General features: G+C 62.2%; 19 protein-coding genes. 11 read left to right on the top strand and 8 right to left on the bottom strand.

What is annotated here, in order from left to right:
- Positions 1–124: 124 nt before the first annotated feature.
- Complete coding sequence (gene gyrA, locus G6N78_RS14135) at positions 125–2,944, bottom strand: DNA gyrase subunit A (RefSeq protein ID WP_165219499.1); 2,820 nt, start codon at positions 2,942–2,944, stop codon at positions 125–127.
- A gap of 220 nt (positions 2,945–3,164) precedes the next feature.
- On the opposite strand from gyrA, the gene G6N78_RS14130 reads away from it, so the two are divergent.
- Together G6N78_RS14130 and G6N78_RS14125 are read left to right on the top strand one after the other, a co-directional pair.
- Positions 3,165–3,794, top strand: a complete 630-nt coding sequence (locus G6N78_RS14130; protein WP_165219497.1) for a MarC family protein — start codon at positions 3,165–3,167, stop codon at positions 3,792–3,794.
- Positions 3,795–3,890: 96 nt separating this feature from the next.
- On the top strand, positions 3,891–5,075 hold the full coding sequence (locus tag G6N78_RS14125; protein WP_165219495.1) for an HPP family protein: 1,185 nt from the start codon (positions 3,891–3,893) through the stop codon (positions 5,073–5,075).
- An 86-nt stretch (positions 5,076–5,161) separates the two neighbouring features.
- Here G6N78_RS14125 and G6N78_RS14120 read toward each other — a convergent pair whose 3' ends face one another.
- Complete coding sequence (locus G6N78_RS14120) at positions 5,162–5,713, bottom strand: single-stranded DNA-binding protein (protein WP_165219493.1); 552 nt, start codon at positions 5,711–5,713, stop codon at positions 5,162–5,164.
- 283 nt (positions 5,714–5,996) lie between these two features.
- On the opposite strand from G6N78_RS14120, the gene uvrA reads away from it, so the two are divergent.
- On the top strand, positions 5,997–8,918 hold the full coding sequence (gene uvrA, locus G6N78_RS14115; RefSeq protein WP_165219491.1) for an excinuclease ABC subunit UvrA: 2,922 nt from the start codon (positions 5,997–5,999) through the stop codon (positions 8,916–8,918).
- A 6-nt stretch (positions 8,919–8,924) separates the two neighbouring features.
- Here the strand turns inward: uvrA and G6N78_RS14110 are convergent, their stop codons facing one another.
- Together G6N78_RS14110 and G6N78_RS14105 are read right to left on the bottom strand one after the other, a co-directional pair.
- Positions 8,925–9,311, bottom strand: a complete 387-nt coding sequence (locus G6N78_RS14110; protein WP_165219489.1) for a type II toxin-antitoxin system VapC family toxin — start codon at positions 9,309–9,311, stop codon at positions 8,925–8,927.
- On the bottom strand, positions 9,308–9,583 hold the full coding sequence (locus G6N78_RS14105; protein ID WP_165219487.1) for a type II toxin-antitoxin system Phd/YefM family antitoxin: 276 nt from the start codon (positions 9,581–9,583) through the stop codon (positions 9,308–9,310). The genes G6N78_RS14110 and G6N78_RS14105 overlap by 4 nt, the downstream gene beginning before the upstream one ends.
- A gap of 69 nt (positions 9,584–9,652) precedes the next feature.
- On the opposite strand from G6N78_RS14105, the gene G6N78_RS14100 reads away from it, so the two are divergent.
- Complete coding sequence (locus G6N78_RS14100; protein ID WP_165219485.1) at positions 9,653–10,459, top strand: DUF72 domain-containing protein; 807 nt, start codon at positions 9,653–9,655, stop codon at positions 10,457–10,459.
- Positions 10,460–10,474: 15 nt separating this feature from the next.
- On the opposite strand, the gene G6N78_RS14095 is transcribed toward G6N78_RS14100, so the two are convergent.
- The gene (locus G6N78_RS14095) at positions 10,475–11,959 is read right to left on the bottom strand and encodes an NAD(P)H-hydrate dehydratase (protein ID WP_165221812.1); all 1,485 of its coding nucleotides are present in this window, start codon (positions 11,957–11,959) and stop codon (positions 10,475–10,477) included.
- 330 nt (positions 11,960–12,289) lie between these two features.
- Between G6N78_RS14095 and G6N78_RS14090 the strand changes: the two genes are divergently transcribed.
- The 4 genes from G6N78_RS14090 to hspQ all read left to right on the top strand — a co-directional run bounded on the left by G6N78_RS14090 (position 12,290) and on the right by hspQ (position 15,571).
- Positions 12,290–12,628 carry a P-II family nitrogen regulator gene (locus G6N78_RS14090; protein ID WP_165219483.1) on the top strand — a complete coding sequence of 113 codons (339 nt, stop codon included), beginning with the start codon at positions 12,290–12,292 and terminating at the stop codon, positions 12,626–12,628.
- A 61-nt stretch (positions 12,629–12,689) separates the two neighbouring features.
- Complete coding sequence (gene glnA, locus G6N78_RS14085) at positions 12,690–14,099, top strand: type I glutamate--ammonia ligase (RefSeq protein WP_165219481.1); 1,410 nt, start codon at positions 12,690–12,692, stop codon at positions 14,097–14,099.
- A gap of 116 nt (positions 14,100–14,215) precedes the next feature.
- A complete protein-coding gene (locus tag G6N78_RS14080) occupies positions 14,216–15,142 on the top strand; it encodes a DMT family transporter (protein WP_165219479.1) in 927 nt (308 codons plus the stop codon).
- A 99-nt stretch (positions 15,143–15,241) separates the two neighbouring features.
- Positions 15,242–15,571 (top strand): heat shock protein HspQ, encoded by a 330-nt coding sequence (hspQ, locus tag G6N78_RS14075; RefSeq protein ID WP_165219477.1) that lies wholly within the window; start codon positions 15,242–15,244, stop codon positions 15,569–15,571.
- 105 nt (positions 15,572–15,676) lie between these two features.
- On the opposite strand, the gene G6N78_RS14070 is transcribed toward hspQ, so the two are convergent.
- A complete protein-coding gene (locus tag G6N78_RS14070; protein WP_165219463.1) occupies positions 15,677–16,312 on the bottom strand; it encodes an invasion associated locus B family protein in 636 nt (211 codons plus the stop codon).
- Positions 16,313–16,582: 270 nt separating this feature from the next.
- Between G6N78_RS14070 and G6N78_RS14065 the strand changes: the two genes are divergently transcribed.
- The 3 genes from G6N78_RS14065 (at position 16,583) to G6N78_RS14055 (ending at position 20,118) form a co-directional block, all read left to right on the top strand.
- A complete protein-coding gene (locus G6N78_RS14065; protein WP_165219461.1) occupies positions 16,583–18,394 on the top strand; it encodes an extracellular solute-binding protein in 1,812 nt (603 codons plus the stop codon).
- Between the two features lie 36 nt (positions 18,395–18,430).
- Positions 18,431–19,102, top strand: a complete 672-nt coding sequence (locus tag G6N78_RS14060) for a DsbA family oxidoreductase (protein WP_165219459.1) — start codon at positions 18,431–18,433, stop codon at positions 19,100–19,102.
- Positions 19,103–19,179: 77 nt separating this feature from the next.
- The gene (locus G6N78_RS14055) at positions 19,180–20,118 is read left to right on the top strand and encodes a DMT family transporter (RefSeq protein WP_165219457.1); all 939 of its coding nucleotides are present in this window, start codon (positions 19,180–19,182) and stop codon (positions 20,116–20,118) included.
- Between the two features lie 158 nt (positions 20,119–20,276).
- Here G6N78_RS14055 and mfd read toward each other — a convergent pair whose 3' ends face one another.
- On the bottom strand, positions 20,277–23,792 hold the full coding sequence (mfd, locus tag G6N78_RS14050; RefSeq protein ID WP_165219455.1) for a transcription-repair coupling factor: 3,516 nt from the start codon (positions 23,790–23,792) through the stop codon (positions 20,277–20,279).
- A complete protein-coding gene (locus G6N78_RS14045) occupies positions 23,789–24,118 on the bottom strand; it encodes a succinate dehydrogenase assembly factor 2 (RefSeq protein WP_165219453.1) in 330 nt (109 codons plus the stop codon). The genes mfd and G6N78_RS14045 overlap by 4 nt, the downstream gene beginning before the upstream one ends.
- Between the last annotated feature and the right edge of the window lie 72 nt (positions 24,119–24,190).

Here is a 24,190-nt window from a genome sequence, read left to right as displayed (position 1 = left end):
CCTCCCAACAAAAAAGCCGGGTCATGCAGCCCGGCTTTTTTGTTGTCCTCACCCCGTTCAGAAACCTGAACGGATATTGATGTGAAGAGCGGGCGGTGACATCACGCCACCCGCCCGCCATTTCTCATTCGGTCTCGCCGCCCGGTGCCGGTTCGCCGAGGTCACCGGTTTCCGCGGTGATCTCTTCGGCCAATACGCCGTTTTCTTCGTCACCTTCCGGTTCGCTGATGCGCTCCACGGAGACCACTTTCTCGTCCTTGGCCGTCGAGAAGATCGTCACACCCTTCGTCGCACGGCTGGCGATGCGGATTCCATCCACCGGCACGCGGATCAACTGGCCGCCGTTGGAGACGAGCATCAACTGGTCCTTGTCCTCGACCGGGAAGGCGGCAACCAGTTCACCGATCTCGTTGGTCTTCGAGGTGTCGGTGGCGCGGATACCCTTGCCGCCGCGACCGGAGGTACGGAAATCGTAGGAGGAGGAGCGTTTGCCGAAGCCGCGTTCGGAAATCGTCAGGACGAACTCCTCCTGCGCCTTCAGATATTCGTAGCGTTCGTCGCTCAGCTGACCTTCTTCGGTCACTTCCTCGCCAACAAGCGCGATATCCTCTTCATCGACCCCCGCGGCACGGCGTTCGGCAGCCGAGCGCTTCAGGTAGGCGGCACGCTCCCAGGGCTCGGCCGCCACATGGCCGACAATGGTCATGGAGATCAGGCGATCGCCTTCAGCGAGCGTAATGCCCCGCACGCCGATGGAATTGCGGCCGGCAAAGACGCGCACGTCCTCGACGGGGAAACGGATGCACTGGCCAAGCGCCGTCGTCAAAAGCACGTCGTCGCCCGGCAGGTTGAGGTCCGTATTCGGCGGCGAACAGGTCTCGACCGACAGGATCTCGTCGCCCTCTTCCTCCAGCTTCATTGCAATCTTGCCGTTGCGGTTGACCTGGATGAAGTCCGACAGCTTGTTCCGGCGCACGGTGCCGCGCGTCGTCGAGAACATCACGTCGAGATTGGCCCAGCTGTCCTCGTCCTCCGGCAGCGGCATGATCGTGGTGATGCGTTCGCCGGGTTCCAGCGGCAGCATGTTGATGAGCGCCTTGCCACGCGATTGCGGCGTACCGATCGGCAGGCGCCAGACCTTTTCCTTGTAGACGATGCCACGCGAGGAGAAGAACAGAACCGGTGTGTGGGTGTTGGCGACGAACAGACGCGTGACGAAATCCTCGTCGCGCGTTGCCATGCCGGAGCGGCCCTTGCCGCCGCGACGTTGCGCCCGGTAGGTGGTGAGCGGCACGCGCTTGATATAGCCGAGATGCGACACGGTGACGACCATGTCCTCGCGGGCGATGAGATCCTCATCGTCCATGTCCGGACCGCCATCCATGATTTCGGTGCGGCGCGGCGTGCCGAACTCGTCGCGAACGCCGATCAGCTCGTCCTTGACGATCTGCTGGATGCGCAGGCGCGACGACAGGATGTCAAGGTAATCGCTGATCTCGGCGCCGATCTTGTTCAACTCATCCGCGATTTCATCGCGACCCAGCGCGGTGAGGCGCGCCAGGCGCAATTCAAGAATGGCGCGGGCCTGTTCTTCCGAAAGGTTGTAGGTGCCGTCTTCGTTGATGCGGTGACGCGGGTCATCGATGAGCCGGATAAGGGATTCCACATCCTTCGCCGGCCAGCGGCGTTCCATCAGCTGTTCGCGGGCGGTTGCCGGGTCCGGAGCCCTGCGAATCAGGTTGATCACCTCATCGATATTGGCAACCGAAATGGCAAGACCGACCAAGACATGCGCACGGTCGCGCGCCTTGCGCAGCAGGTACTTCGTACGCCGGCTAACGACTTCTTCGCGGAAGTTGACAAAGGCCTTCAGCATGTCGATCAGCGTCAGCTGTTCGGGCTTGCCGCCATTCAGCGCCACCATGTTGCAACCGAAGGATGTCTGCAGCGGCGTGTAACGGTAGAGCTGGTTCAGGATGACGTCGGCATTGGCATCGCGCTTCAATTCGATCACGACCCGATAACCCTGCCGGTCGCTTTCATCGCGCAGATCGGAAATGCCCTCGATGCGCTTTTCGCGCACCAGCTCGGCGATCTTTTCGATCATCGTCGCCTTGTTCACCTGGTAGGGAACTTCATCGATGATGATCTGCTCGCGATCACCGCGCATCGGCTCGACGCGGGCACGGCCGCGCATGATCACCGAGCCGCGGCCCGTCTCGTAAGCCGACTTGATGCCGGACCGGCCGAGCACGAGCGCACCCGTCGGGAAATCCGGCCCCGGAATGATCTGCATCAGCTCCGGCAGTTCGATCGCCGGATTATCGATCAGCGCGATACAGCCGTCGATTACTTCCGAGAGATTGTGCGGCGGAATGTTGGTCGCCATGCCCACGGCAATGCCGCCCGCGCCGTTGACCAGAAGGTTCGGGAACTTGGCGGGCACCACGACCGGCTCGGACAGCGTGCCGTCATAGTTGTCGCGGAAATCGACGGTTTCCTTGTCGAGATCGTCGAGCAGCGAATGCGCCACCTTCTGCAGGCGGCATTCCGTATAACGCTGGGCGGCCGGCGGGTCACCGTCGATGGAGCCGAAATTGCCCTGACCGTCGATCAGCGGCATGCGCAGCGACCAGTCCTGCGCCATGCGGGCGAGCGCATCATAGATCGCCGCATCGCCGTGCGGATGGTATTTACCCATCACGTCACCGGTGACACGTGCCGACTTCACGTATTTCTTGTTCCAGTCCAGCCCGAGTTCGTTCATCCCGTAGAGGATGCGTCGATGAACCGGCTTCAGACCGTCACGCACGTCGGGCAGCGCACGGCTTACGATGACGCTCATGGCGTAATCGAGGTAGGAGCGCTGCATCTCCTCCATGATGGAAATAGGTTCGATGCCGGGAGGCAGCTTTCCGCCGCCGGGGGTGCTCTGCTCAGTCAAATCGGATACGATCTCTGTTCGGAATCAGTTGTTTCTTTATAGCGGAACGGCTGTGCGAACGCCAATTTGCGCGATGGTTTTGAACAGGCTTTTGCGCCATTTGCAGGGCATTTCAACACAACGCCCCTCGGGGGCCTCAGGCAACAGCTGTTTGTTCACGCAATGTGGTCTATCCTTGCCGGAGACATTCGGCAAGCACGGGAACAGGGAGAATACCGGATTGGCGACCGCAGACAGCATCATGAGCGCGTTCACGACGCTCCTCGTCACCTTGGATCCGCCCGGCCTTGCCCCGATCTTCCTCGGCCTGACCGCCGGGCTGGATCGCGCCCAGCGCCGGCAGGTCGCTCTCCGCGGCACCTTGATCGCCTTTGCGATCCTGACCGTCTTTGCGCTCTTCGGCGCCGGCATTCTCTCGGTGCTCGGCATTTCCATGGGGGCCTTCCGCATTGCGGGTGGCCTGCTTCTCTTCTGGATCGCCTTCGAGATGATCTTCCAGAAGCGCAACGACCGCAAGGAAGAGACCTCCAAGGCGGCCATCACCATCGACCATATCCAGAACATCGCCGTGTTTCCGCTGGCCCTGCCGCTGATTGCCGGGCCAGGCGCCATTTCGGCAACGGTCCTTCTCGCCGGTTCCTTTGCCGCACCGCTCGACAGGGCCATTCTGATCGGCATGCTGGTCGTCACCATGGCGATCGTGCTGGCGGCGCTGTTGGTGGCCGACCGGCTGGACCGGATCCTTGGCGTCACCGGCCGCGCGATCCTGACCCGTCTGCTCGGTGTGCTGCTGGCCGCCCTCTCCGTCCAGTTCGTCGTGGATGGTGTCCGTTCGGCCTTCGCGCTCTAAATCGCAAAGCTGCCGCACCCGTTTGCGCGACCTGTTCTTAAGACCGAGCGCCGCCAACGCCGCGGCGTCCCCTCCTTCGAAACGATCTTCGCCCGCATGACCATGAATTTTCACCGTTTCCTGCCGGCCACCGCACCACTCAGCCTGCGGCAGCGCATCCGTGCGCCGCTCGGCGCGCTGATCGGCATCACACTCACGGCGCTCGTCGGCCTTGTCGCCGTCCGCCAGGGTCTGCCGCTGCCGGCCATCATCGCCCCCATGGGCGCGTCCGCCGTGCTGCTGTTTGCCGTGCCGGCAAGCCCTCTGGCCCAGCCCTGGTCGGTCGTCGGCGGCAACGGCATTTCGGCGATCGTCGGCGTCATTGCCGCCTCTCTGATCCCGGAACCGGCCCTGGCGGCCGGCGTGGCGGTGTCGCTCGCCATTGCCGCCATGACGGCCTGCCGCTGCCTGCACCCGCCCGGTGGTGCCGTGGCGCTGACGGCGGTTGCCGGCGGGGTCGCCATCCGCGATCTCGGTTTTGGTTTTGTGCTGTGGCCCGTGCTCGGCAATTCGCTTCTGCTGCTCGCGGTCGCTCTGCTGTTTCATCGACTGACAAAGGGCACCTATCCGCACCGCCTGCAGCCGGCCCTCAAGCGGCATGAGACCGATGATCCCGCCGCCGCCGCCCGGATCGGCTTCACCTCGACCGATCTCGACGAGGTGCTGAAGGACTACGACCAGTTCCTCGATATCGACCGCGGCGATCTTGAAACCATCCTGCGACGGACGGAACTGCGCTCCTATCGGCGGCGCGCCATCCATGTGGCGTGCGACAGCATCATGTCGCGGGATGTCGTGGCCGTTGCGCCGGACACGCCGCTGAAGGAGGCGCACGAGCTGATGCGCCGGCATCATTTTCGCGCGCTTCCGGTGACGAACGAGCAGGCCGAAGTCGTCGGCATCGTCACCCAGAGCGATTTTCTCTACAAGCCGCGCTGGGTCGCGGGGCGACCGCGCATCGGCATCATCCAACGCCTCAGCCTGGCGTTTGCCGGCACCAGCGCGCCGAACGACACGGTAAAGGACATTATGACCACGCCGGTGCGTACCGTGCGACCCGAGACGCCCGTGGCCGACGCCATCATCCTGTTTGCCGAAGGCGGACTGCACGACCTGCCGGTCGTTCGCGACGGCAACAAGCTCACCGGCATCATCTCCCAGTCGGACGCCCTTGTCGCCATGCTGGAAGACAGACGGCCGGCAGAGGCCTCCACCTCACACCGGCCGACAGAACCGACCTGACAAACCAGTCTGATCAGGCCTACGTTCCGGATCGGAGAACGCGCGCCAGCCGAAGCCGGGGCGTTCTCCGCCATCCAGTCTCAGCCTCAGAACGGAATGTCGTCGTCCAGATCACGCGCAAAGCCACCGCTGCCACTGCCGGATGACTGGCTGCCGCCACGGCCGGAGCTTGCCGGCGCGCGATCATAATCGTCATAACCGCCGCCGAAATCCCCTCCACCGGCATTGCCACCGCTGCGACCGCCGCCATAACCGACATTGCCGCCGCTCTGGCCCTCGCCGCCGCCACGACCATCGAGCATGGTCAGCGTCGAGTTGAAGCCCTGCAGCACGATTTCCGTGGTGTAGCGATCATTGCCGTTTTGATCCTGCCACTTGCGGGTCTGCAGCGCGCCTTCGATGTAGAGCTTGGCGCCCTTCTTGATGTATTGCTCGACCACCTTGCAGAGGCCTTCGTTGAAGACCACGACATTGTGCCACTCCGTCTTTTCGCGACGCTCGCCGCTGTTGCGGTCGCGCCAGCTTTCCGACGTCGCGATGCGCAGATTGGCGATCGGCCGGCCGTCCTGCGTGCGGCGGATTTCCGGGTCCGCACCGACATTCCCGACCAAAATCACCTTATTGACGCTGCCAGCCATTTCATCACCCTGTCTGCCGCCTCGCGCGGCCATTCGCCTTGGTTTGTTCTCAGTGGTTTGTGGCGACCAGTGTAAACCATCCCCGCCGGCCGCAGGAAACCATACGGGCTTAATCCACAAGCAAATTTGTTCTTTATTTGTTCTAGTATTTCGCTATGATCCTGTCAACATCCTTGGACGTAGGAGTCGAATCGAAAGCTGCATGTGCGGCAAGTCTCGGCTCGACAGCCGCCGAGGGATCACTACATAAGAGGACTTGTCCTCCCAAAGAGCCTTTTCCACGATGAGCGAACTGAAGACGATTTCCATCCGCGGCGCCCGCGAGCACAACCTGAAGGGCATCGACCTCGACCTGCCCCGCAACAGCCTGATCGTGATGACCGGCCTGTCCGGGTCGGGCAAATCATCGCTCGCCTTCGATACAATCTATGCGGAAGGCCAGAGACGGTATGTCGAAAGCCTTTCGGCCTATGCGCGCCAGTTTCTGGAAATGATGCAGAAGCCGGATGTCGACCAGATCGACGGCCTGTCACCGGCGATCTCGATCGAACAGAAGACGACGTCGAAGAACCCGCGCTCGACGGTCGGGACCGTCACCGAAATCTACGACTATATGCGCCTGCTGTTTGCGCGGGTCGGCGTGCCCCATTCGCCGGCGACGGGCCTTCCAATCGAGAGCCAGACGGTCAGCCAGATGGTCGATCGCGTTCTCGCCTTCGGCGACGGCACCCGCCTCTACATTCTGGCGCCGATGGTGCGCGGTCGAAAGGGCGAATATAAAAAGGAACTGGCGGACCTGATGAAAAAGGGTTTCCAGCGCGTCAAGGTCGACGGCCAGTTCTACGAGATCGCTGACGTGCCGGCCCTCGACAAGAAATACAAGCACGATATCGACGTGGTGGTGGACCGCGTTGTTGTGCGCAATGACATCGGCGCGCGACTGGCGGACAGCCTGGAGACCTGCCTGAAGCTGGCGGATGGCCTGGCGGTGGCGGAGTTCGCCGACAAGCCCCTGCCGCCGGAGGAAACCGCAGCCGGCGGTTCGGCCAACAAGTCGCTGAACGAAACCCATGAACGGGTTCTGTTTTCGGAAAAATTCGCCTGCCCGGTCTCCGGCTTCACCATTCCGGAAATCGAGCCGCGGCTGTTTTCGTTCAACAATCCCTTCGGTGCCTGCCCAACCTGTGACGGTCTCGGTGCCCAGCAGAAGGTGGATGAGAACCTCATCGTGCCGGAGGCGGAGCGCACCTTGAAGGATGGCGCGATTGCGCCCTGGGCCAAATCGACATCGCCCTACTACAATCAGACGCTGGAGGGGCTCGGCAAGGTCTTTGGCTTCAAGCTGACGGATCGCTGGTCGAAACTGTCGAGGGAGGCACAACGGGCCATCCTGCAGGGGACCGAGGAGAAGATCGAGTTCAGCTACGTCGATGGCGCCCGCTCCTACAAGACGACAAAAACCTTCGAAGGCATCGTGCCGAACCTCGAGCGCCGCTGGAAGGAAACCGACAGTGCCTGGGCGCGGGAGGAGATCGAGCGGTATATGTCTGCCGCCCCCTGCCCCGCCTGCGCCGGCTACCGCCTGAAGCCGGAGGCGCTCGCGGTGAAGATCGACCGGCTGCACATCGGTGAAGTGACGGAAATGTCGATCAGGCTGGCGCGCGACTGGTTCGAGGCGCTGCCCGAGAAACTGACGGCCAAGCAGAACGAGATCGCCGTGCGGATCCTGAAGGAGATCCGCGACCGACTGCGGTTCCTCAACGATGTCGGCCTGGATTACTTAAGCCTCTCGCGTTCCTCGGGGACGCTCTCGGGCGGCGAAAGCCAGCGCATCCGGCTTGCCTCGCAGATCGGCTCCGGCCTCACCGGCGTTCTCTACGTGCTGGACGAACCGTCGATCGGCCTGCACCAGCGCGACAATGCGCGCCTCCTCGACACGCTGAAGCACCTGCGTGATATCGGCAATACCGTGCTGGTGGTCGAACACGACGAGGACGCGATCCTGACCGCCGATTACGTCGTCGATATCGGCCCGGCCGCTGGCGTGCATGGCGGCCAGGTGGTCGCGGCCGGCACGCCGAAGGAGGTCATGGCCCATCCGAAATCGCTGACGGGCAAATATCTCTCCGGCGAACTCGGTGTCGCCGTGCCTGCCGAACGGCGCAAGCCGAAGAAGGGCAAGGAGATCAAGGTTGTTGGCGCCCGCGGCAACAATCTCAAGAGTGTCACGGCTTCGGTGCCGCTCGGCCTGTTCACCGCCGTTACCGGCGTCTCCGGCGGTGGCAAGTCGACCTTCCTGATCGAGACGCTCTACAAGGCAGCGGCCCGCCGCGTGATGGGTGCGCGCGAAATTCCCGCGGACCACGAGCGCATCGACGGGCTGGAATTCATCGACAAGGTCATCGATATCGACCAGTCGCCGATCGGCCGCACGCCGCGCTCCAATCCGGCCACCTATACCGGTGCCTTCACGCCGATCCGTGACTGGTTCGCCGGCCTGCCGGAAGCCAAGGCGCGTGGCTATCAACCCGGCCGCTTTTCCTTCAACGTCAAGGGCGGCCGCTGCGAGGCCTGCCAGGGCGACGGCGTCATCAAGATCGAGATGCATTTCCTGCCGGATGTCTACGTCACCTGCGACGTCTGCCACGGCAAGCGCTACAACCGCGAAACGCTGGACGTTCTGTTCAAGGGCAAGTCGATTGCCGACGTGCTGGACATGACGGTGGAAGAAGGCGTCGACTTCTTCTCCGCCGTGCCGGCGGTGCGCGACAAGCTGCAGGCGCTGTTCGAGGTCGGGCTCGGCTATATTAAGGTCGGCCAACAGGCCAACACGCTCTCCGGCGGCGAGGCGCAGCGTGTGAAACTGGCGAAGGAATTGTCGAAACGATCGACCGGGCGCACACTCTACATCCTGGATGAGCCGACCACCGGCCTGCATTTCCATGATGTCGCCAAGCTCCTGGAAATGCTGCATGAACTGGTCAACCAGGGCAATTCGGTGGTGGTGATCGAGCACAATCTGGAGGTCATCAAGACCGCCGACTGGATCATCGACATCGGCCCGGAAGGCGGCACAGGCGGCGGCGAAGTGGTCGCGGTGGGCACACCGGAAGATGTGGTGAAGGAAAAGCGGTCCTATACGGGCCAGTTCCTGAAGGAACTGCTGCAGCGGCGGCCGGTGAAGAAGGTCGAAGCGGCGGAGTGATGCGGTCTACCAGAGGGTTGGAACGTCGAAGCTTGTAAATGCCCTGTCGGCTGTGACGAGGGTCAGTCCTTCGAGCATCGCCTGCGCCGCCAGAAGGCGATCGAAGGGGTCACGATGAGGGCTTTCCAGGGTACCGGCAAGGAGGGCATGCGCATGGGTGACGTTCAGCTTGGTCAGTTGCGCATCGACCAGGATCACGTCGAATGTTTCGACCGCGGGGCGCGCCTGTTCAAGCTTGCCGATATGCACCTTGTTTGCAATCTCGAAGCCGCTCACGGCGCTGACGTGACGGGAGAATGCGGCGTTGTCGATGACATCCTTGGCCGTCCGGCTGAGGCGCGGATCAGCCATCAGCCACCAGAGAAGAGCGTGCGTGTCGAGCAGGTAGTTCATTGTCCATTGTCTGCGGGATGGGAATACTTGCCCTCCCATGCATCCAACTCGTCCTGCGACATGGGCTCTAGGAAGAGATCGGCCGGTATCTTGTCGCGCAGGTGGGCCAGTCGTCCATATCCGCGGACAGGTTGTGGCTGCTGGTCTTCAACGGCCACCAGCTTTGCCACCGGCGCGTCATCGCGGGCCAGCACGATCTCTTCGCCGGCTTCGACACGGTCGATCAGCTTCGACAATTCGCTATCGGCCCTGGATATGCGGATCACGGTCATGGGGAAACCTCGCGCTCATCTGCCCCTTAATCTAATCCTTTCACCCGCGCGTCTCAATGGGAGCTTCGCATGACAGCAAACGGCATCATCCGCACCGGCATCGGTGGCTGGACCTTCGATCCCTGGGAAGGAACCTTCTACCCGGAAAAGCTGCCGAAGAAGCGGCAGTTGGAATTTGCCAGCCGTGAACTGACGGCGATCGAGGTGAACGGCACCTATTATTCCAGCCAGAAACCCGCGACATTCGCAAAGTGGGCCGCCGAGGTGCCCGAGAACTTCGTCTTTTCGCTGAAGGCGAGCCGGTATTGCACCAATCGTAAAATTCTTGCCGAAGCCGGCCCTTCGATCGACAAGTTCCTGGGCCAGGGCATTACCGAACTGGGATCCCATCTCGGTCCCATTCTCTGGCAGTTCATGGGCACCAAGAAATTCGAACCGGACGATTTCGAGGCCTTTCTGGCCCTGCTGCCGAAGGATCTCGATGGACTGCCCCTGCGCCATGTGGTGGAGCCGCGTCACGACAGCTTCTGCACGCCGGAATTCGTCTCACTTCTCGCAAAATACAATGTCGCAGCCGTCTGCGCCGACCATGCGGATTATCCGATGTTTGCGGATGTCACCGCCGATTTTGTCTATGCGCGGCTGCAACGGGGCACCGATGACACCCCAACCTGTTATCCGGTCGCGCAGATCGATGAGTGGGCGAAGCGGCTGGAGACTTATGCTAAGGGTGACGTACCGGCCGATCTGCCGCTGAACGCGCCGGACCACAAACCCGCACAGACACCGCGCGACGTGTTTGCCTTCTTCATCTCCGGCGGCAAGGTCAATGCGCCGAATGGCGCACGGCTGCTGCAGAAAAAGGTGGCGGGCTGAGCGCCCTCTGGCGCCTCAGTCGAGGCGCTGCAGGGCATCTGCAATATGGTGGATGAGCGTTTCCGCCGTCAGGCCGCGTCCGGCAACCTGGGCCGCCTCGCCATGCAGCCACACGCCGGCCGCAGCCGCCTCGAAGGCCGGCATGCCCTGCGCCAGAAGTGCGCCGATAATGCCGGCCAGCACGTCGCCCGAGCCCGCGGTGGCAAGCCAGGGCGGGGCGTTCTCGTTGATCAGGACGCGCCCATCCGGCGCCGCGATCACCGTGTCGGCGCCCTTGTAGACAACCGCCGCATGGGAACGGCCTGCGGCGGCCTGCGCGCGCTCCACCTTGCCAAGGCTTGCGTCAGCGGCGATGTCTGGAAACAGGCGTGAAAACTCGCCCTCATGCGGCGTCAGCACAAGGTGCGGTTGGCCCTCGGAAAACCCACTGAACAGACGCTCCGGATTGTCCGAGAAGGACGTAATGGCGTCGGCATCCACGACGGTTGGAAGGTGGCTGACGCGCTGCACGAACCGCTGCGCTTTCTCGCCAATGCCGAAGCCCGGCCCGATCACGAAGGCGTGCAGCTTGGCCGTCGATAGCCAGTCGGAAAGCTGGGCCTCTGTTTCCGTCTGGCGCAGCATGACGGCGGTCAGTGCCATCGCCTGCACGGCCATGGCATCGGCGGGGGAAGCCACGGTGACCAACCCCGCACCGGCGACAAGTCCCGCCGCCGCAGACAGCCGCGCCGCGCCGGTCTTTGCCGCACCGCCGCTGAACACACCGAGATGGCCGCGGCTATATTTATGTGCGGTGCCATCCATTCTGGGAAAAGACGCCGCCCAGATGTCGGGACCGTTGACGGCAATTCTGCCGGCCGAAGCCCGGATGATCCGCTGCGGGATGCCGATATCGAAGACCTCGATCTCGCCGCACAGCTCCCTGCCCGGCATCAGCAGATGCCCCGGTTTGCGCGTCATGAACGTCACCGTGCGCTCGGCCCGAAAGGCGGCGCCAAGCGCCTGGCCGCGCAGACCGCAGAGGCCGGACGGCAGGTCGATCGCAATCACCGGCACCTTAGCCGCACCAACCCGGTCGATCAGGCGCGCGACCTCGATCGGCACATCCCGTGACAGACCGGCGCCGAAGATGCCGTCGATCACCACATCGCCCGCTGACGGCGCATACTCGGCAAGCGGTCGAACCGGCAGGCCGCAGCGGCGGAAGGCAGTAAGCGCATCGCCGCCCAATCGATCCGGCTCGCCATAGGCATGCATCGTAACGCGGGCGCCCGCTTCCACCAGCGCACGGGCTGCCACATAAGCATCGCCACCATTATTGCCCGGCCCGCAGAGAAGCACGAAACGCAGAGCCTCCGGAAAGTGGCGAAGCGCACAGGCTGCCACCGCCCGGCCTGCCCTTTCCATCAGGCCAAACGAGTCGAGACCGGATGCGGCCGCTGCTGCATCCGCCTTTGCCATTTCGTCCGGAGTGAGCAGAATTTTTGCAAATGCCGACATGCCGTCATTGAAGCGGTCACGAGATAAAAAGACAAGCGGCTTTGCGGATCTCTGAATGCCCACAAATTCATCCTTTGCATTGAATTTCATCACAAACTGCCCGCCCGCGAAAAATCCCGTGCCCCGGCGCTCGCGCCCTCATCCTGCCTCTTGCCAGCGGCGCTGCGAAACCATAGCCTGCAATGCGGCACGCGGGGAGAATGCCGCTTCCGGGCCGACACGGCCGGGAAGGATCAACAGGAACCTGTGCGCGTTTGGCACGATACCTGCATAACGACGGGCGGGCGGGACCAAACCCGTCCCAAGGGAGAAGCGGAGAGATATTTTCTCATGAAAAAGATCGAAGCGATCATTAAGCCTTTCAAACTGGATGAAGTTAAGGAAGCGCTTCAAGAGGTCGGACTGCAGGGTATTACGGTGACGGAGGCCAAGGGTTTCGGACGCCAGAAAGGGCATACGGAGCTTTACCGTGGCGCCGAATATGTGGTGGATTTCCTGCCCAAGGTGAAGGTGGAAGTCGTTCTGGCCGACGAGAATGTCGATGCCGTGATCGATGCCATCCGCAACGCGGCGCAGACCGGGCGCATTGGCGATGGGAAGATATTCGTGTCCAACATCGAAGAAGTCGTGCGTATCCGCACCGGTGAAACGGGCGTGGACGCCATCTAAAAGAACCCGGGTGATCAACACCGGGCAATCAAACCAATCTGAAAAGTTCAAGGGAGCTTCCATGACGACCGCAAGCGACATCATGAAACAAATCAAGGAGAACGACGTCAAGTTCGTCGATCTGCGCTTCACCGATCCCAAGGGCAAGCTGCAGCACGTGACGATGGACGTTTCGGCCGTGGATGAAGACATGTTCGCCGATGGCGTCATGTTCGATGGCTCGTCGATTGCCGGCTGGAAGGCGATCAACGAGTCCGACATGGTCCTCATGCCCGACACGGCGACGGTCCACATGGACCCCTTCTTCGCCCAGTCGACCATGGTCGTCATCTGCGACATCCTCGACCCGATCTCGGGCGAAGCCTACAACCGCGATCCGCGCGGCACCGCCAAGAAGGCGGAAGCCTATCTGAAGGCGTCGGGTATCGGTGATACCGTCTTCGTCGGTCCGGAGCCGGAATTCTTCGTGTTTGACGACGTGAAGTACAAGGCCGATCCCTACAACACCGGTTTCAAGCTCGATTCGTCCGAACTGCCGTCGAACGACGACACGGATTACGAGACCGGCAACCTCGGCCACCGTCCGCGCGTCAAGGGCGGCTACTTCCCGGTTCCCCCGGTCGATAGCCTGCAGGACATGCGCTCGGAAATGCTGACGGTGCTCGCCGAAATGGGCGTCGTCGTCGAAAAGCACCACCACGAAGTGGCCTCTGCCCAGCACGAACTCGGCGTGAAGTTCGACACGCTGGTGCGCAATGCCGACAAGATGCAGATCTACAAGTATGTCGTGCACCAAGTCGCCAATGCCTATGGCAAGACGGCAACCTTCATGCCGAAGCCGGTCTTCGGCGACAACGGCTCGGGCATGCACGTGCACCAGTCGATCTGGAAGGACGGCAAGCCGACCTTTGCAGGCGACGAATATGCCGGCCTGTCGGAAAGCTGCCTCTATTACATCGGCGGCATCATCAAGCATGCCAAGGCCATCAACGCCTTCACCAACCCGACGACCAACTCCTACAAGCGTCTCGTTCCGGGTTACGAAGCGCCGGTGCTGCTCGCCTATTCGGCACGCAACCGGTCGGCCTCCTGCCGCATTCCGTTCGGCTCCGGCCCCAAGGCCAAGCGCGTTGAAGTGCGCTTCCCCGACCCGGCCCAGAACCCCTATCTCGGTTTCGCCGCCATGCTGATGGCCGGCCTCGACGGCATCAAGAACAAGATCCATCCCGGCAAGGCCATGGACAAGGATCTCTACGACCTGCCGCCGAAGGAGTTGAAGAAGATCCCGACGGTCTGCAGTTCGTTGCGCGAAGCGCTGGACAGCCTGGACAAGGACCGCAAGTTCCTGACCGCCGGCGGCGTCTTCGATGACGACCAGATTGATGCCTATATCGATCTGAAGATGCAGGAAGTCATGCGCTTCGAAATGACCCCGCATCCGGTCGAGTTCGACATGTATTATTCCGCCTGATCGAAGTTTCAGGTCCTGAACCATCCACACCGGCAGCCCGTGCTGCCGGTGTTTTGCGTTGAAGCCTATGCCGCCCCACGGGCACAGCCTGTGTGCGGGAGGATCAGGAGTGTGTGATGCCGCCCAGCACGAGCCAGCCCCGTCCGATCGACTGGGTCCTTTTCCTGCTCGCCCCGGTCTTCTTCTCGTCCAACATCATCTTCGGCCGTGGCATCACCGGCGATATCGGGCCGTTCATCACGGCCTTCCTGCGCTGGTTTGGCGCGACGCTGATCATGCTGCCCTTCCTCTATCGCGACAGAACCGCGTGCCTGAGTTTCGTGCGGCACAACGCCGGCCTGTGGCTCACGCTCGGCATCCTCGGCATGGGAATCTGCGGCGGTTTCGTCTATTGGGCGCTGACGCTGACGACCGCCTCCAACGCCACCCTGATCTACACCACATCCTCGCTCTTCATCATCCTGTTCCAGTGGCTCTTCCAGGGGCGTCGGCTGATCGGTCGAGAGATCGTCGGCATGGTGATCGCATTTGCCGGCGTCACCGTCATTGTGCTGAAGGGCGATCCGGACGCCCTGCAGCATTTCCGCTTCAACGTCGGCGATTTCGGCGTCCTCCTCGCAGCCGTGGCCTTTGCGGTCTATTCCATGCTGCTGCGCAAACCAGCCGTCGCCGCGATGAAGCCGATTTCGCTGTTCGGGCTGCTTGCGGCCTCCGGCGCCCTCGTTCTTCTGCCGCTGGCCGTCGTCGAACTCCTGTCCTCGGCACCTCTGCCCGACAGCACCGACGATTGGCTGAAGCTGGCAGGCATCATTGTGTTTGCCTCTCTGTCAGCATTCTATTGTTTCCAGCATGCCGTGCGCGTCTTCGGCCCGGCAAAGGCGGGAATGACGCTCTACCTGATGCCGCCCGTGTCGATCCTGCTTGCCATTCTTTTCCTGGGCGAGCGTTTTGAGGCCTACCACGCCGCCGGCATCGTTCTGGTGACCGGAGGGGTGGTTCTCGCGACTGCGCCGAAACGACGGGCGCTGCAGGCCGTTGCATGAGGTGATGCGGCAGTTCAGGATTCCGCAAGCCTCGCAACCGCCTGCCCTTGATGTCAGTTTTGTGAATTCCCACATGGGATGCGAAAGGAAGTTCGCGCCATGAAACAACGAATCGCAAAATTCACGATCGGCGAAGTTGTTCGCCACAAGGTCTTTCCGTTCCGCGGCGTCGTGTTCGATGTGGATCCCGAATTTGCCAACACCGAGGAATGGTGGAATGCCATTCCGGCGGAGATCCGGCCGAACAAGGACCAGCCCTTCTATCACTTGCTCGCGGAAAACGATGAGACAGCCTATGTCGCTTATGTGTCCGAACAGAACCTGGAGCATGACGGCAGCGGCATTCCGTTGAAGAACCCGCAGATCGCCCAGGTCTTCGAACAGGCCCCGACCGGGCAGCTGAAGCCGAAGGCGATGCTTGCGCACTGATCGGAGCTGGCTTCGTTAGCACGAACCAAGCACCTGAAACGCAGAAGGACGCCCGTCGCCGGGCGTCCTTCGCACTTCATGACAATGTCAGAAGGAGCAGCCAGATTACTGGCCGGCCTTCGCAGCATTCTGGGCGTCTTCCAGCTTCTTGCGAGCCTCTTCCGCCTTCTTCTGCATGCTTTCCTGCAGGCTGCGCTGGCTTTCGGCGAGCTGCGACTGCGAAATCGGCTTGCCGTCGAAGGCGCCGGTGAAGCCGCTCAGCGAAACCTTGATGGGGTTGGCGGCGCGGCGGAAGTTCACCGAGGTGAAGACCACTTCCGTGCCCTTCTTGAGGCTGGCGATCATCGGATCGGTCAGCGGGATTTCAGCCGTGCAGCGATCCGGAATGCACAGAACGTAATCGAGCTTCTGCGGCTTGGCGCCGTCGATCTGCATGGTGATGCCCGGCTGGATCAGGCGTGCGGACGGAACCGACACCTGCATGATCTTGCGGTTCACCTGGCCTTCGACCGTGATGAGGCCGACAGCCGTGATCAGCTGGCCGTTCTGCGACAGAAGCACGTTCTGCACGGCGCAGACATCGCTATCGCCCTGCTTGTCGCAGGTCTTGAACCAGCCGAGCGGCGGGGCACCGGCCGGTGCGGCAGCATCCTGCGCAAACGCAGCCATGGGGCTAGCACAGATGGACAGGGCAAGGGCGGACACAGCCGTCCTGATAACTTTGTGTGCGTTGATCGTCATACCGAGATCCGTCTCCTGAAAGCGGTTTTCCGAAGCCTGCAACGGCTGCTTCGTGCCGGGGGTCTTTCGCCACCACCTGTCGTTTAAATGAGGCAATTGAATGACCCGCCCGTTCGCCTCACCTGTTACATCGGCGATGTTTCGATATCCAGCCTTAACTTTGCGGTTTTGCCGTTTGCCTTGAAGTTTCGCGGCCACGAATTGGTTTTTGCCTCGCCGATACGTTAGCTTTACGCGAATCACGCTTCCACCGTTTGCCACGAGGTGACCATGCGCCGCCTGACATCGCTGTCCTTGACCCTTGCTCTTCTTGCCGGCCAGGCATTGGCCGAGCCCCTGCACGGCGTTGCCATGCACGGCACACCGGCGCTGCCGGCCGATTACAAGCATTTCCCTTACGTCGATCCGGACGTGAAGAAGGGCGGCAGAATAGCCTACGGCGTCGTCGGCACCTATGACAGCCTCAACCCGTTCAATCTGAAGAGCATCCGCACCACGGCCCGCGGCATGTGGGACAATATCTTCGGCAACCTCGTCTACGAATCACTGATGGTGCGCTCGTCGGACGAACCCTTCACGCTCTACGGCCTGCTGGCGGAAAGCGTTGAATGGGATGAGAACCGCACCTTCATCCAGTTCAACCTGAACCCGAAGGCCAAATGGTCCGACGGTCAGCCGGTGACACCGGAAGACGTGATGTTCTCGCTGGAAATCCTGCGCGACAAGGGCCGCACGCCCTTCAGCAACCGCCTGAAGCCGGTGGAGAAGATGGAAAAGATCGGCGAACACGGGGTTCGCTTCACCTTCAACGACAAGGTGGACCGCGAGTTTCCGCTGATTCTGGCCTTTGCCACCCCGATCCTGCCGAAACATGCGATCGACGCGGCCACCTTCGACCAATCGACGCTGAAAGTCCCGGTCGGTTCCGGCCCCTACACGGTCAAGTCCCTCACGCCCGGGCAGAAGATCGTCTACGAGCGCGACCCCAACTACTGGGGCAAGGACGTGCCGGCGAAGGTCGGCTTCGACAATTACGACGAGATCTCCGTCGAATATTTCCTGCAGGAGAACACGCTGTTCGAGGCTTTCAAGAAAGGCGCGATCGATGTTTATCTCGAGGGAAATCCGACGCACTGGTCGCGGGCCTATGATTTTCCGGCAGCCAGCAATGGCGATGTGGTGAAGGACGTCTTCAAGCCGGAACTGCCGACCGGCATGCTGGGCTTCGTCTTCAACCTGCGCCGTCCGATCTTCCAGAATGACGGCGTTCGTGAAGCATTGTCGATGGCCTTCGATTTCGAGTGGGCCAACCGCAACCTGTTCGATGGCGCCTATACACGCACCGAAAGCTTCTGGCAGAACTCAAAGCTTTCCTCGGTCGGTCACCCCGCGGACGAGAAGGAACTTGCCATCCTCGGGCCCGCCAAAGACCGGGTGGCACCAGAGATCCTTGCCGGAAAGTCGATCCTGATGACGTCTGACGGTTCTGGCGGAGACCGCAAGATCCTGCGCGAGGTCGTCGAGACCTTCAAGAAGGCCGGTTATGCGATCAAGAACGGCAAGATGATGGATGCCTCGGGCAAGCCGCTCGCTTTCGAGATCATGACGCAGAACCAGGACCAGGAGAAGGTGGCGGTTGCCTATCAGCGCACGCTGAAGATGATCGGGATCGATGTCTCGATCCGCACCGTGGACGACGCGCAGTACCAGAGCCGCTCCGGCTCCTTCGATTACGACGTGATCATGAAGTCCTACCCGTCGTCGCTCTCGCCCGGCATTGAGCAGGTTGGGCGCTGGGGCTCCGATTCGAAGGATCGCCCCGGCAGCTTCAACTTCGCCGGCTTGGGTGATGCGGATGTCGATCGCGCCATAGAGGCCATGCTGAATGCCAGGACCATGGACGATTTCACGGCGGCCGTGCGTGCCTATGACCGTTTGCTGCTGGCCGGTCACTATCTCGTGCCACTTTACCATATCGGCGAACAATGGGTTGCGCGCTGGAAACATATAGAGCATCCCAGCGCAACGCCGCTTTACGGTTATCAACTGCCGACCTGGTGGGATGCGCGCGCGCAGAAGTGACGCGGTCTCGCCCAGGCAACCTGAAAGGAAAAGACCATGGAAAGACTGACGATCGACCTCGTATCCGACGTGGTCTGCCCCTGGTGCTATCTCGGCAAGGCCCGCCTTGAACTGGCGATTGCCGAGGTGCAGGATACGGTCGGCATCGACATCAACTGGCGCCCCTACCGGCTCAATCCGGATTATCCGCCGGAAGGTGTCGACCAGAAGGCAGCCCTGGAAGCCAAGCTCGGCGGAGCCGAAGCCGTCTCCCGTGGCCATGCCATGCTGTCGGAACTCGGCCGGGAGGTCGGCATCGCCTTTGATTTCGAGGCGATCAAAATCGGCCCGAACACACTCGATGCGCACCGTCTGATCCACTGGGCCATGACCGAAAGCCGCGAGCATCAGGAACGGGTCGTGACCCTGCTCTTCAAGGCAAATTTCGAAGAGGGCCGCAATGTCGGTGACCATGCCGTTCTGCTCGACATTGCGGAAGAGGCCGGTCTGGAGCGTTCGGTCATCGCCGCGCTGCTGGCGTCCGACGCCGACAAGGACCTGGTGATCGGCGAGATCGCCGCCGCCCAGAAGATGGGCGTCAACGGCGTTCCCTTCTTTATCATCGACCAGCAATATGCAGTCAGCGGCGCGCAGACACCGGACGTGCTGGCCGATGCCTTCCGCCAGATCGCCGCGGCCAAGGCCGAAGCGCGAGCAAATCTCAACTGAGCGCTTTGACGGCAATTGACGCCTTGATGAGCGAGGCCTAAGTCCGTCAGCAGTCTTTCTCCTGACGGAATGCCCGCTTGTCCTCCTCCGCCGATACCACCCTGAAGGGCGTCGTCATCGCCCTTCTCTGCTTTGCCGCCTATTCCTTCAGCGATGCTGCCGTCAAACTGGTGGATGGCCGCGTGCCGCCCTTCCAGGCGGGTTTCATCGGCACGCTTGTCGGCTTTGCCGCCGTGCCTTTCCTGTTAAAGCGCGGCGACAGCTGGCGCGACATGCTGCGCACGACGAACCGGCCGCTCTGGCTTTTGCGTTTCGTCTGCTCCTCGATCGGTACCGTCGGCAGCATCATCGCGTTTACCGAACTTTCGATGGCGGAAGCCTTCTGCCTGATCTTCCTGCTGCCCTCCTTTGCCACCATCATGTCGGTCATCTTTCTGAAGGAACAGGTCGGGCCCAACCGCTGGGCCGCCGTCATCGTCGGCTTCATCGGCGTGCTGATCGTGCTGCGGCCAGGCTTTCGCGAACTCTCGATCGGCCACCTGACGGCCCTCGCCTCCGGCTTCACCGGCGCCGTCTCCGTCATCATCTACCGCTATCTGGGCCCAAGCGAGAAGAACATCTCGATGTATGGCGCCGGACTGCTCGGCGGCCTCATCGTCTGCGCGGTAGCGATGATCCCGCAATGGACGACACCGACGCTCGTGGATCTCTCCTTGCTCGTCGTCTTCGGCCTGCTGGCCGCCGTCGGCACGGTTCTTTTGATGATCGCATCCTTCTACGCGCCGGCCGCCATCGTCACCCCGCTGCAATACAGCCAGATGCTCTGGGCGATCCTGCTCGGCTATCTGATCTTCGGCGATCACGTCGATCTGTGGATGGGTGTCGGCATCGCCCTCATCGTCGGCTCGGGCCTGTTGACGCTCGTGCGTGAGCGCAAGCGTGGCACGCCCCTCCCGCCGCCGGTCGCCGGGCAGGCAGAAGCGGCGATCGCGGTAAAGCCGGAAGAGGAACGGTAACCCCCTCGCCCCGCTTGCGGGGAGAGGGCTGGGGTGAGGGGCTTTTGCGGCGGAAAAGCGTGTGGGCTGCCCCTCATCCGGCCTGCCGGCTACCTTCTCCCTGTTGAACGGGGAGAAGGTGAATCGCTGAACCGCCGCCATCACCACAGAGCAGTGCGTCAGCCCTGTTTCGCCAGATCCGACAGCTGCGCCATGATCTGTGCTGCCGTTGACAGCCGCTTTTCCGGCGTTGGCAGGTCGCGGGTCAAGAACACGCTGTGGTCGGGGCGGATCTTTGCCATCGTACCCTGCTTGGCAATGTAGCCGACGAGCCCCGCGGGATTGGGGAACTGCTTGTCGCGGAACTGCAGCACGATGCCCTTTGGCCCGGCCTCCAGCTTCTCGACGTTGCCGATGCGGCAGAGCGACTTGATGTAGACGACCTTCAACAGGTTCTGCACCTCGACCGGCATCGGGCCGAAGCGATCCACCATTTCCGCGCCGAAGCCGTCAATCTCGGAAAGCTCTGTCAACTCCCCAAGACGGCGATAAAGGCCCATGCGCAGATGCAGGTCCGGCACGTAATTCTCCGGAATCATCACGGTGATGCCGACGGAAATCTGCGGCGACCAGCCGGTGTCGAGAACCTCGTCCTCGCCCTTCACTTCGGCCACGGCTTCCTCCAGCATCTGCTGGTAGAGTTCGAAGCCAACCTCCTTGATATGGCCGGACTGCTCCTCGCCCAAGAGATTGCCGGCGCCGCGGATATCGAGATCGTGGCTCGCCAGCTGGAAGCCAGCGCCCAACGTGTCGAGCGACTGCAGCACCTTGAGGCGCCGTTCGGCCGTCTGGGTCAGCTGCTTGTTGACCGGCAGGGTAAACAGCGCAAAGGCGCGCACCTTCGAGCGCCCGACGCGGCCGCGCAACTGGTAGAGCTGGGCAAGGCCGAACATGTCGGCGCGGTGCACGATCAGCGTGTTCGCCGTCGGCACGTCGAGGCCCGATTCGACGATGGTGGTGGAGAGCAGCACATCGTATTTGCCGTCATAGAAGGCATTCATGATGTCTTCCAGCTCACCCGCCGGCATCTGGCCATGGGCGACGGCCACCTTCAGCTCCGGCACGTCGGACTGCAGATAGGCCTGAATGTCGGGAAGATCGGCCAGCCGCGGGCAGACGTAAAAACTCTGGCCGCCGCGATAATGCTCGCGCATCAGCGTTTCGCGGATGACGAGCGGATCAAACGGCGAGATGAAGGTCCGGACCGCCATGCGGTCGACTGGCGGCGTGGTGATCAGCGAGAGTTCGCGCACCCCGGTCATGGCGAGCTGCAGCGTGCGCGGGATCGGCGTGGCCGACAGCGTCAGCACATGCACGTCGCTCTTCAGCTCCTTCAGCTTCTCCTTGTGCTTCACGCCGAAATGCTGCTCTTCGTCGATGATCAGCAGGCCGAGATTGGCAAATTTGATGCCGGTACCGAGCAGCGCATGCGTACCGACGACGATATCGACCTTGCCTTCGGAAAGATCCTTCTTCGTCTGGTTCAGCTCCTTGGCAGTGACGAGGCGGGAGGCCTGCTCCACCCGGATCGGCAGCCCACGGAAGCGGTCCCGGAAGGTCTTGAAGTGCTGGCGGGCGAGAAGCGTCGTCGGCACGACGACGGCCACCTGCGCGCTGTTCATCGCGGCGAAGAAGGCAGCCCGCAGCGCCACCTCCGTCTTGCCGAACCCGACATCGCCGCAGACGAGGCGATCCATCGGCCGACCGGCGGAAAGATCCTCGCGCACCGAATCGATGGCATTCGCCTGGTCTTCCGTCTCGTCGTAAGGGAAACGCGCGGCAAATTCGTCATAAAGCCCTTCCGGCGTGGCAAGCACCGGCGCACGGCGGGTAATGCGGGTGGCAGCCAGCTTGATCAGCGCGTCCGCCATGTCGAGCAGGCGCTTCTTCAGCTTCGCCTTGCGCGCCTGCCATGCGCCGCCGCCGAGCTTGTCGAGCTGGGCTTCCGCAGCGTCAGATCCATAACGCGACAGGAGATCGATGTTTTCGACCGGCAGGAAGAGCTTTGCCTGGTCGGCATAATGAAGTTCCAGGCAGGCGCGCGGTGCACCCGCCGCCTCGATCGTCACGAGACCGACAAAACGGCCGATGCCGTGTTCGGCATGCACGACGAGCGAACCTTCGTCGAGACCTGCCACTTCCGAGATGAAATCGGCACCGCGCTTGCGGCGTTTGGAGCGGCGCACCATGCGGTCGCCGAGAATATCCTGCTCGCCGATCACGACGAGGTCACCCGTCTCGAACCCGCCTTCGAGGCTCAAGACCGCAGACGCCGCCTCGCCCTTGGCGAGGTTGCGGATGTCGGTGAGCTTCTCGATCGGCTTGATGCGCTTCAGGCCGTGCTCGTCCAGCACCTGCAGCAGGCGGTCGAGCGAACCCGCCGACCAGCCGGTGACCAGCACCTTGGCGCCGCCGGCCCGCTTGTCGGCAATATGCTTCACCACCAGATCGAAGATGTTGACGCGCTCGTCGCGGTTCTGCTGCTCGGCCTCGGCCTGGGCGCGTGCCCAGCGCGGACCGGACTTCGCCTCCAGCATCACGACGCGTTTCGCTTGCGCATCGATTTCGTTGAACGGCGTGAGACGGATGGCACTTGCCGCATCCAGCTCCTTCACGAAGACCGAACCGTCGAGATAAAGCTGGCCCGGCGTCACCGGTTTGTAGGGCGTCGATTGAGCCATGCCGGCCTTGCCCGAATGGCCGGAAGACTGCCGCGCCTCGAAATAGTCGTAGATCAGCTTGGAGCGTTCCTGCGCCGCCTCGCGGGCGGTGTGGTCGGTGAGGATCCGGAAACCCTTGAGGTAGTCGAAGGCGGTTTCCAGCGTCTCATAAAACAGCGGCAGCCAGTGCTCCATGCCGGCATACCGCCGGCCCTCCGAGACCGCCTGGTAGAGCGCGTCATCGCGCGTCGCGGCGCCAAAGGTGGAGAGATAGGCTTTGCGGAAGCGGCTGATCGTGTCCGGCGTCAGCGTCACTTCGCTCATGGGGTTGAGATCCAGCGACCGCGCCTGCCCCGTGGTGCGCTGGCTCGCCGGATCGAAGGTGCGGATCGATTCCAGCGTATCGCCAAAGAAATCGAGGCGCACCGGCTCTTCCGTGCCCGGCACGAAGACATCGAGAATGCCGCCGCGCACGGCGAACTCGCCGACCTCGCGCACGGTCGAGACCCGGTCGAAGCCGTTGCGCTCAAGCCGTGCGGCGATATCGTCCATGCGGATCGTGTTGCCGGGCTTGGCGGAGAAAGCGAGGCTTTCGATCACCGCTGCCGGCGCAATCTTCTGCATCATCGCATTGACGGTGACGAGCACGATCGCCGGATGCGGTTTCTTGGCATGCGCGATGAGGCCGGAGAGCGCGGCGAGCCTTCGGGCGGAGACATCCGCACTCGGCGACACGCGGTCGTATGGCAGGCAGTCCCAGGCTGGCAGCGTCAGCACCGGAATGTCGGGCGCGACGAAGGAGAGCATCTGCTCGATATCGGCCATGCGCTGGCCATCCGACATCACATAGGCGACCGGCTGGCCGGCGCGCGCGAGTTCGGCCAGAATGAGCGGCTCCATGCCCGCCTGGACATTGGCAATGGTGAGCCCGGCCGGCGACGCGGCGACGGCCTTCGCGCTGAAACCTTCGATCATTCGCTGCGTCCGAACTTCTCGTCGAGGCTCGCCTGGGTGACGATGTCGAAATCAGGACGATAGGCGGCAATCCGTTCGAACATCGGCGTCTTCAGGTGTTCGGGCAGCGGATCGGCGCCGGTAATCCAGCGGTTGAGATCCTGGTCCTCTTCACTCATGATAACTTCGAGTTCGTCCAATTCGGCATCGGACAGCGTTGCAATCTGCTCCTCGGCAAACTGGCCGAACACCAGATCCATTTCGCGGATACCGCGATGCCAACAGCGATAGAGAATTCTGCGGCGCCGGGGATCGAGATCGGCGCTGGAGCGCGACAGTCCAGTCATGAGCGTAAAAACCTTGTTGCGCGGCTGATATAGGATGAATTCTCTGGAATGTCAGCCTTGCCAAGCAGGCAA

It is taken from the genome of Allorhizobium pseudoryzae, assembly GCF_011046245.1.
Lineage (GTDB): Bacteria > Pseudomonadota > Alphaproteobacteria > Rhizobiales > Rhizobiaceae > Neorhizobium > Neorhizobium pseudoryzae.
Note: the sequence above shows the minus strand (reverse complement) of the source record. Positions and strands in the feature narration are given on the sequence as shown.

Excerpts from the sequence above, each read along its gene's own strand:
- G6N78_RS14125 (WP_165219495.1), top strand. The coding sequence starts at position 3,891 with ATGACCATGAATTTTCACCGTTTCCTGCCGGCCACCGCACCACTCAGC.
- G6N78_RS14120 (WP_165219493.1), bottom strand. The coding sequence starts at position 5,713 with ATGGCTGGCAGCGTCAATAAGGTGATTTTGGTCGGGAATGTCGGTGCG.
- uvrA (WP_165219491.1), top strand. The coding sequence starts at position 5,997 with ATGAGCGAACTGAAGACGATTTCCATCCGCGGCGCCCGCGAGCACAAC.
- G6N78_RS14110 (WP_165219489.1), bottom strand. The coding sequence starts at position 9,311 with ATGAACTACCTGCTCGACACGCACGCTCTTCTCTGGTGGCTGATGGCT.
- G6N78_RS14105 (WP_165219487.1), bottom strand. The coding sequence starts at position 9,583 with ATGACCGTGATCCGCATATCCAGGGCCGATAGCGAATTGTCGAAGCTG.
- G6N78_RS14100 (WP_165219485.1), top strand. The coding sequence starts at position 9,653 with ATGACAGCAAACGGCATCATCCGCACCGGCATCGGTGGCTGGACCTTC.
- G6N78_RS14095 (WP_165221812.1), bottom strand. The coding sequence starts at position 11,959 with ATGTCGGCATTTGCAAAAATTCTGCTCACTCCGGACGAAATGGCAAAG.
- G6N78_RS14090 (WP_165219483.1), top strand. The coding sequence starts at position 12,290 with ATGAAAAAGATCGAAGCGATCATTAAGCCTTTCAAACTGGATGAAGTT.
- glnA (WP_165219481.1), top strand. The coding sequence starts at position 12,690 with ATGACGACCGCAAGCGACATCATGAAACAAATCAAGGAGAACGACGTC.
- G6N78_RS14080 (WP_165219479.1), top strand. The coding sequence starts at position 14,216 with ATGCCGCCCAGCACGAGCCAGCCCCGTCCGATCGACTGGGTCCTTTTC.
- hspQ (WP_165219477.1), top strand. The coding sequence starts at position 15,242 with ATGAAACAACGAATCGCAAAATTCACGATCGGCGAAGTTGTTCGCCAC.
- G6N78_RS14070 (WP_165219463.1), bottom strand. The coding sequence starts at position 16,312 with ATGACGATCAACGCACACAAAGTTATCAGGACGGCTGTGTCCGCCCTT.
- G6N78_RS14065 (WP_165219461.1), top strand. The coding sequence starts at position 16,583 with ATGCGCCGCCTGACATCGCTGTCCTTGACCCTTGCTCTTCTTGCCGGC.
- G6N78_RS14060 (WP_165219459.1), top strand. The coding sequence starts at position 18,431 with ATGGAAAGACTGACGATCGACCTCGTATCCGACGTGGTCTGCCCCTGG.
- mfd (WP_165219455.1), bottom strand. The coding sequence starts at position 23,792 with ATGATCGAAGGTTTCAGCGCGAAGGCCGTCGCCGCGTCGCCGGCCGGG.
- G6N78_RS14045 (WP_165219453.1), bottom strand. The coding sequence starts at position 24,118 with ATGACTGGACTGTCGCGCTCCAGCGCCGATCTCGATCCCCGGCGCCGC.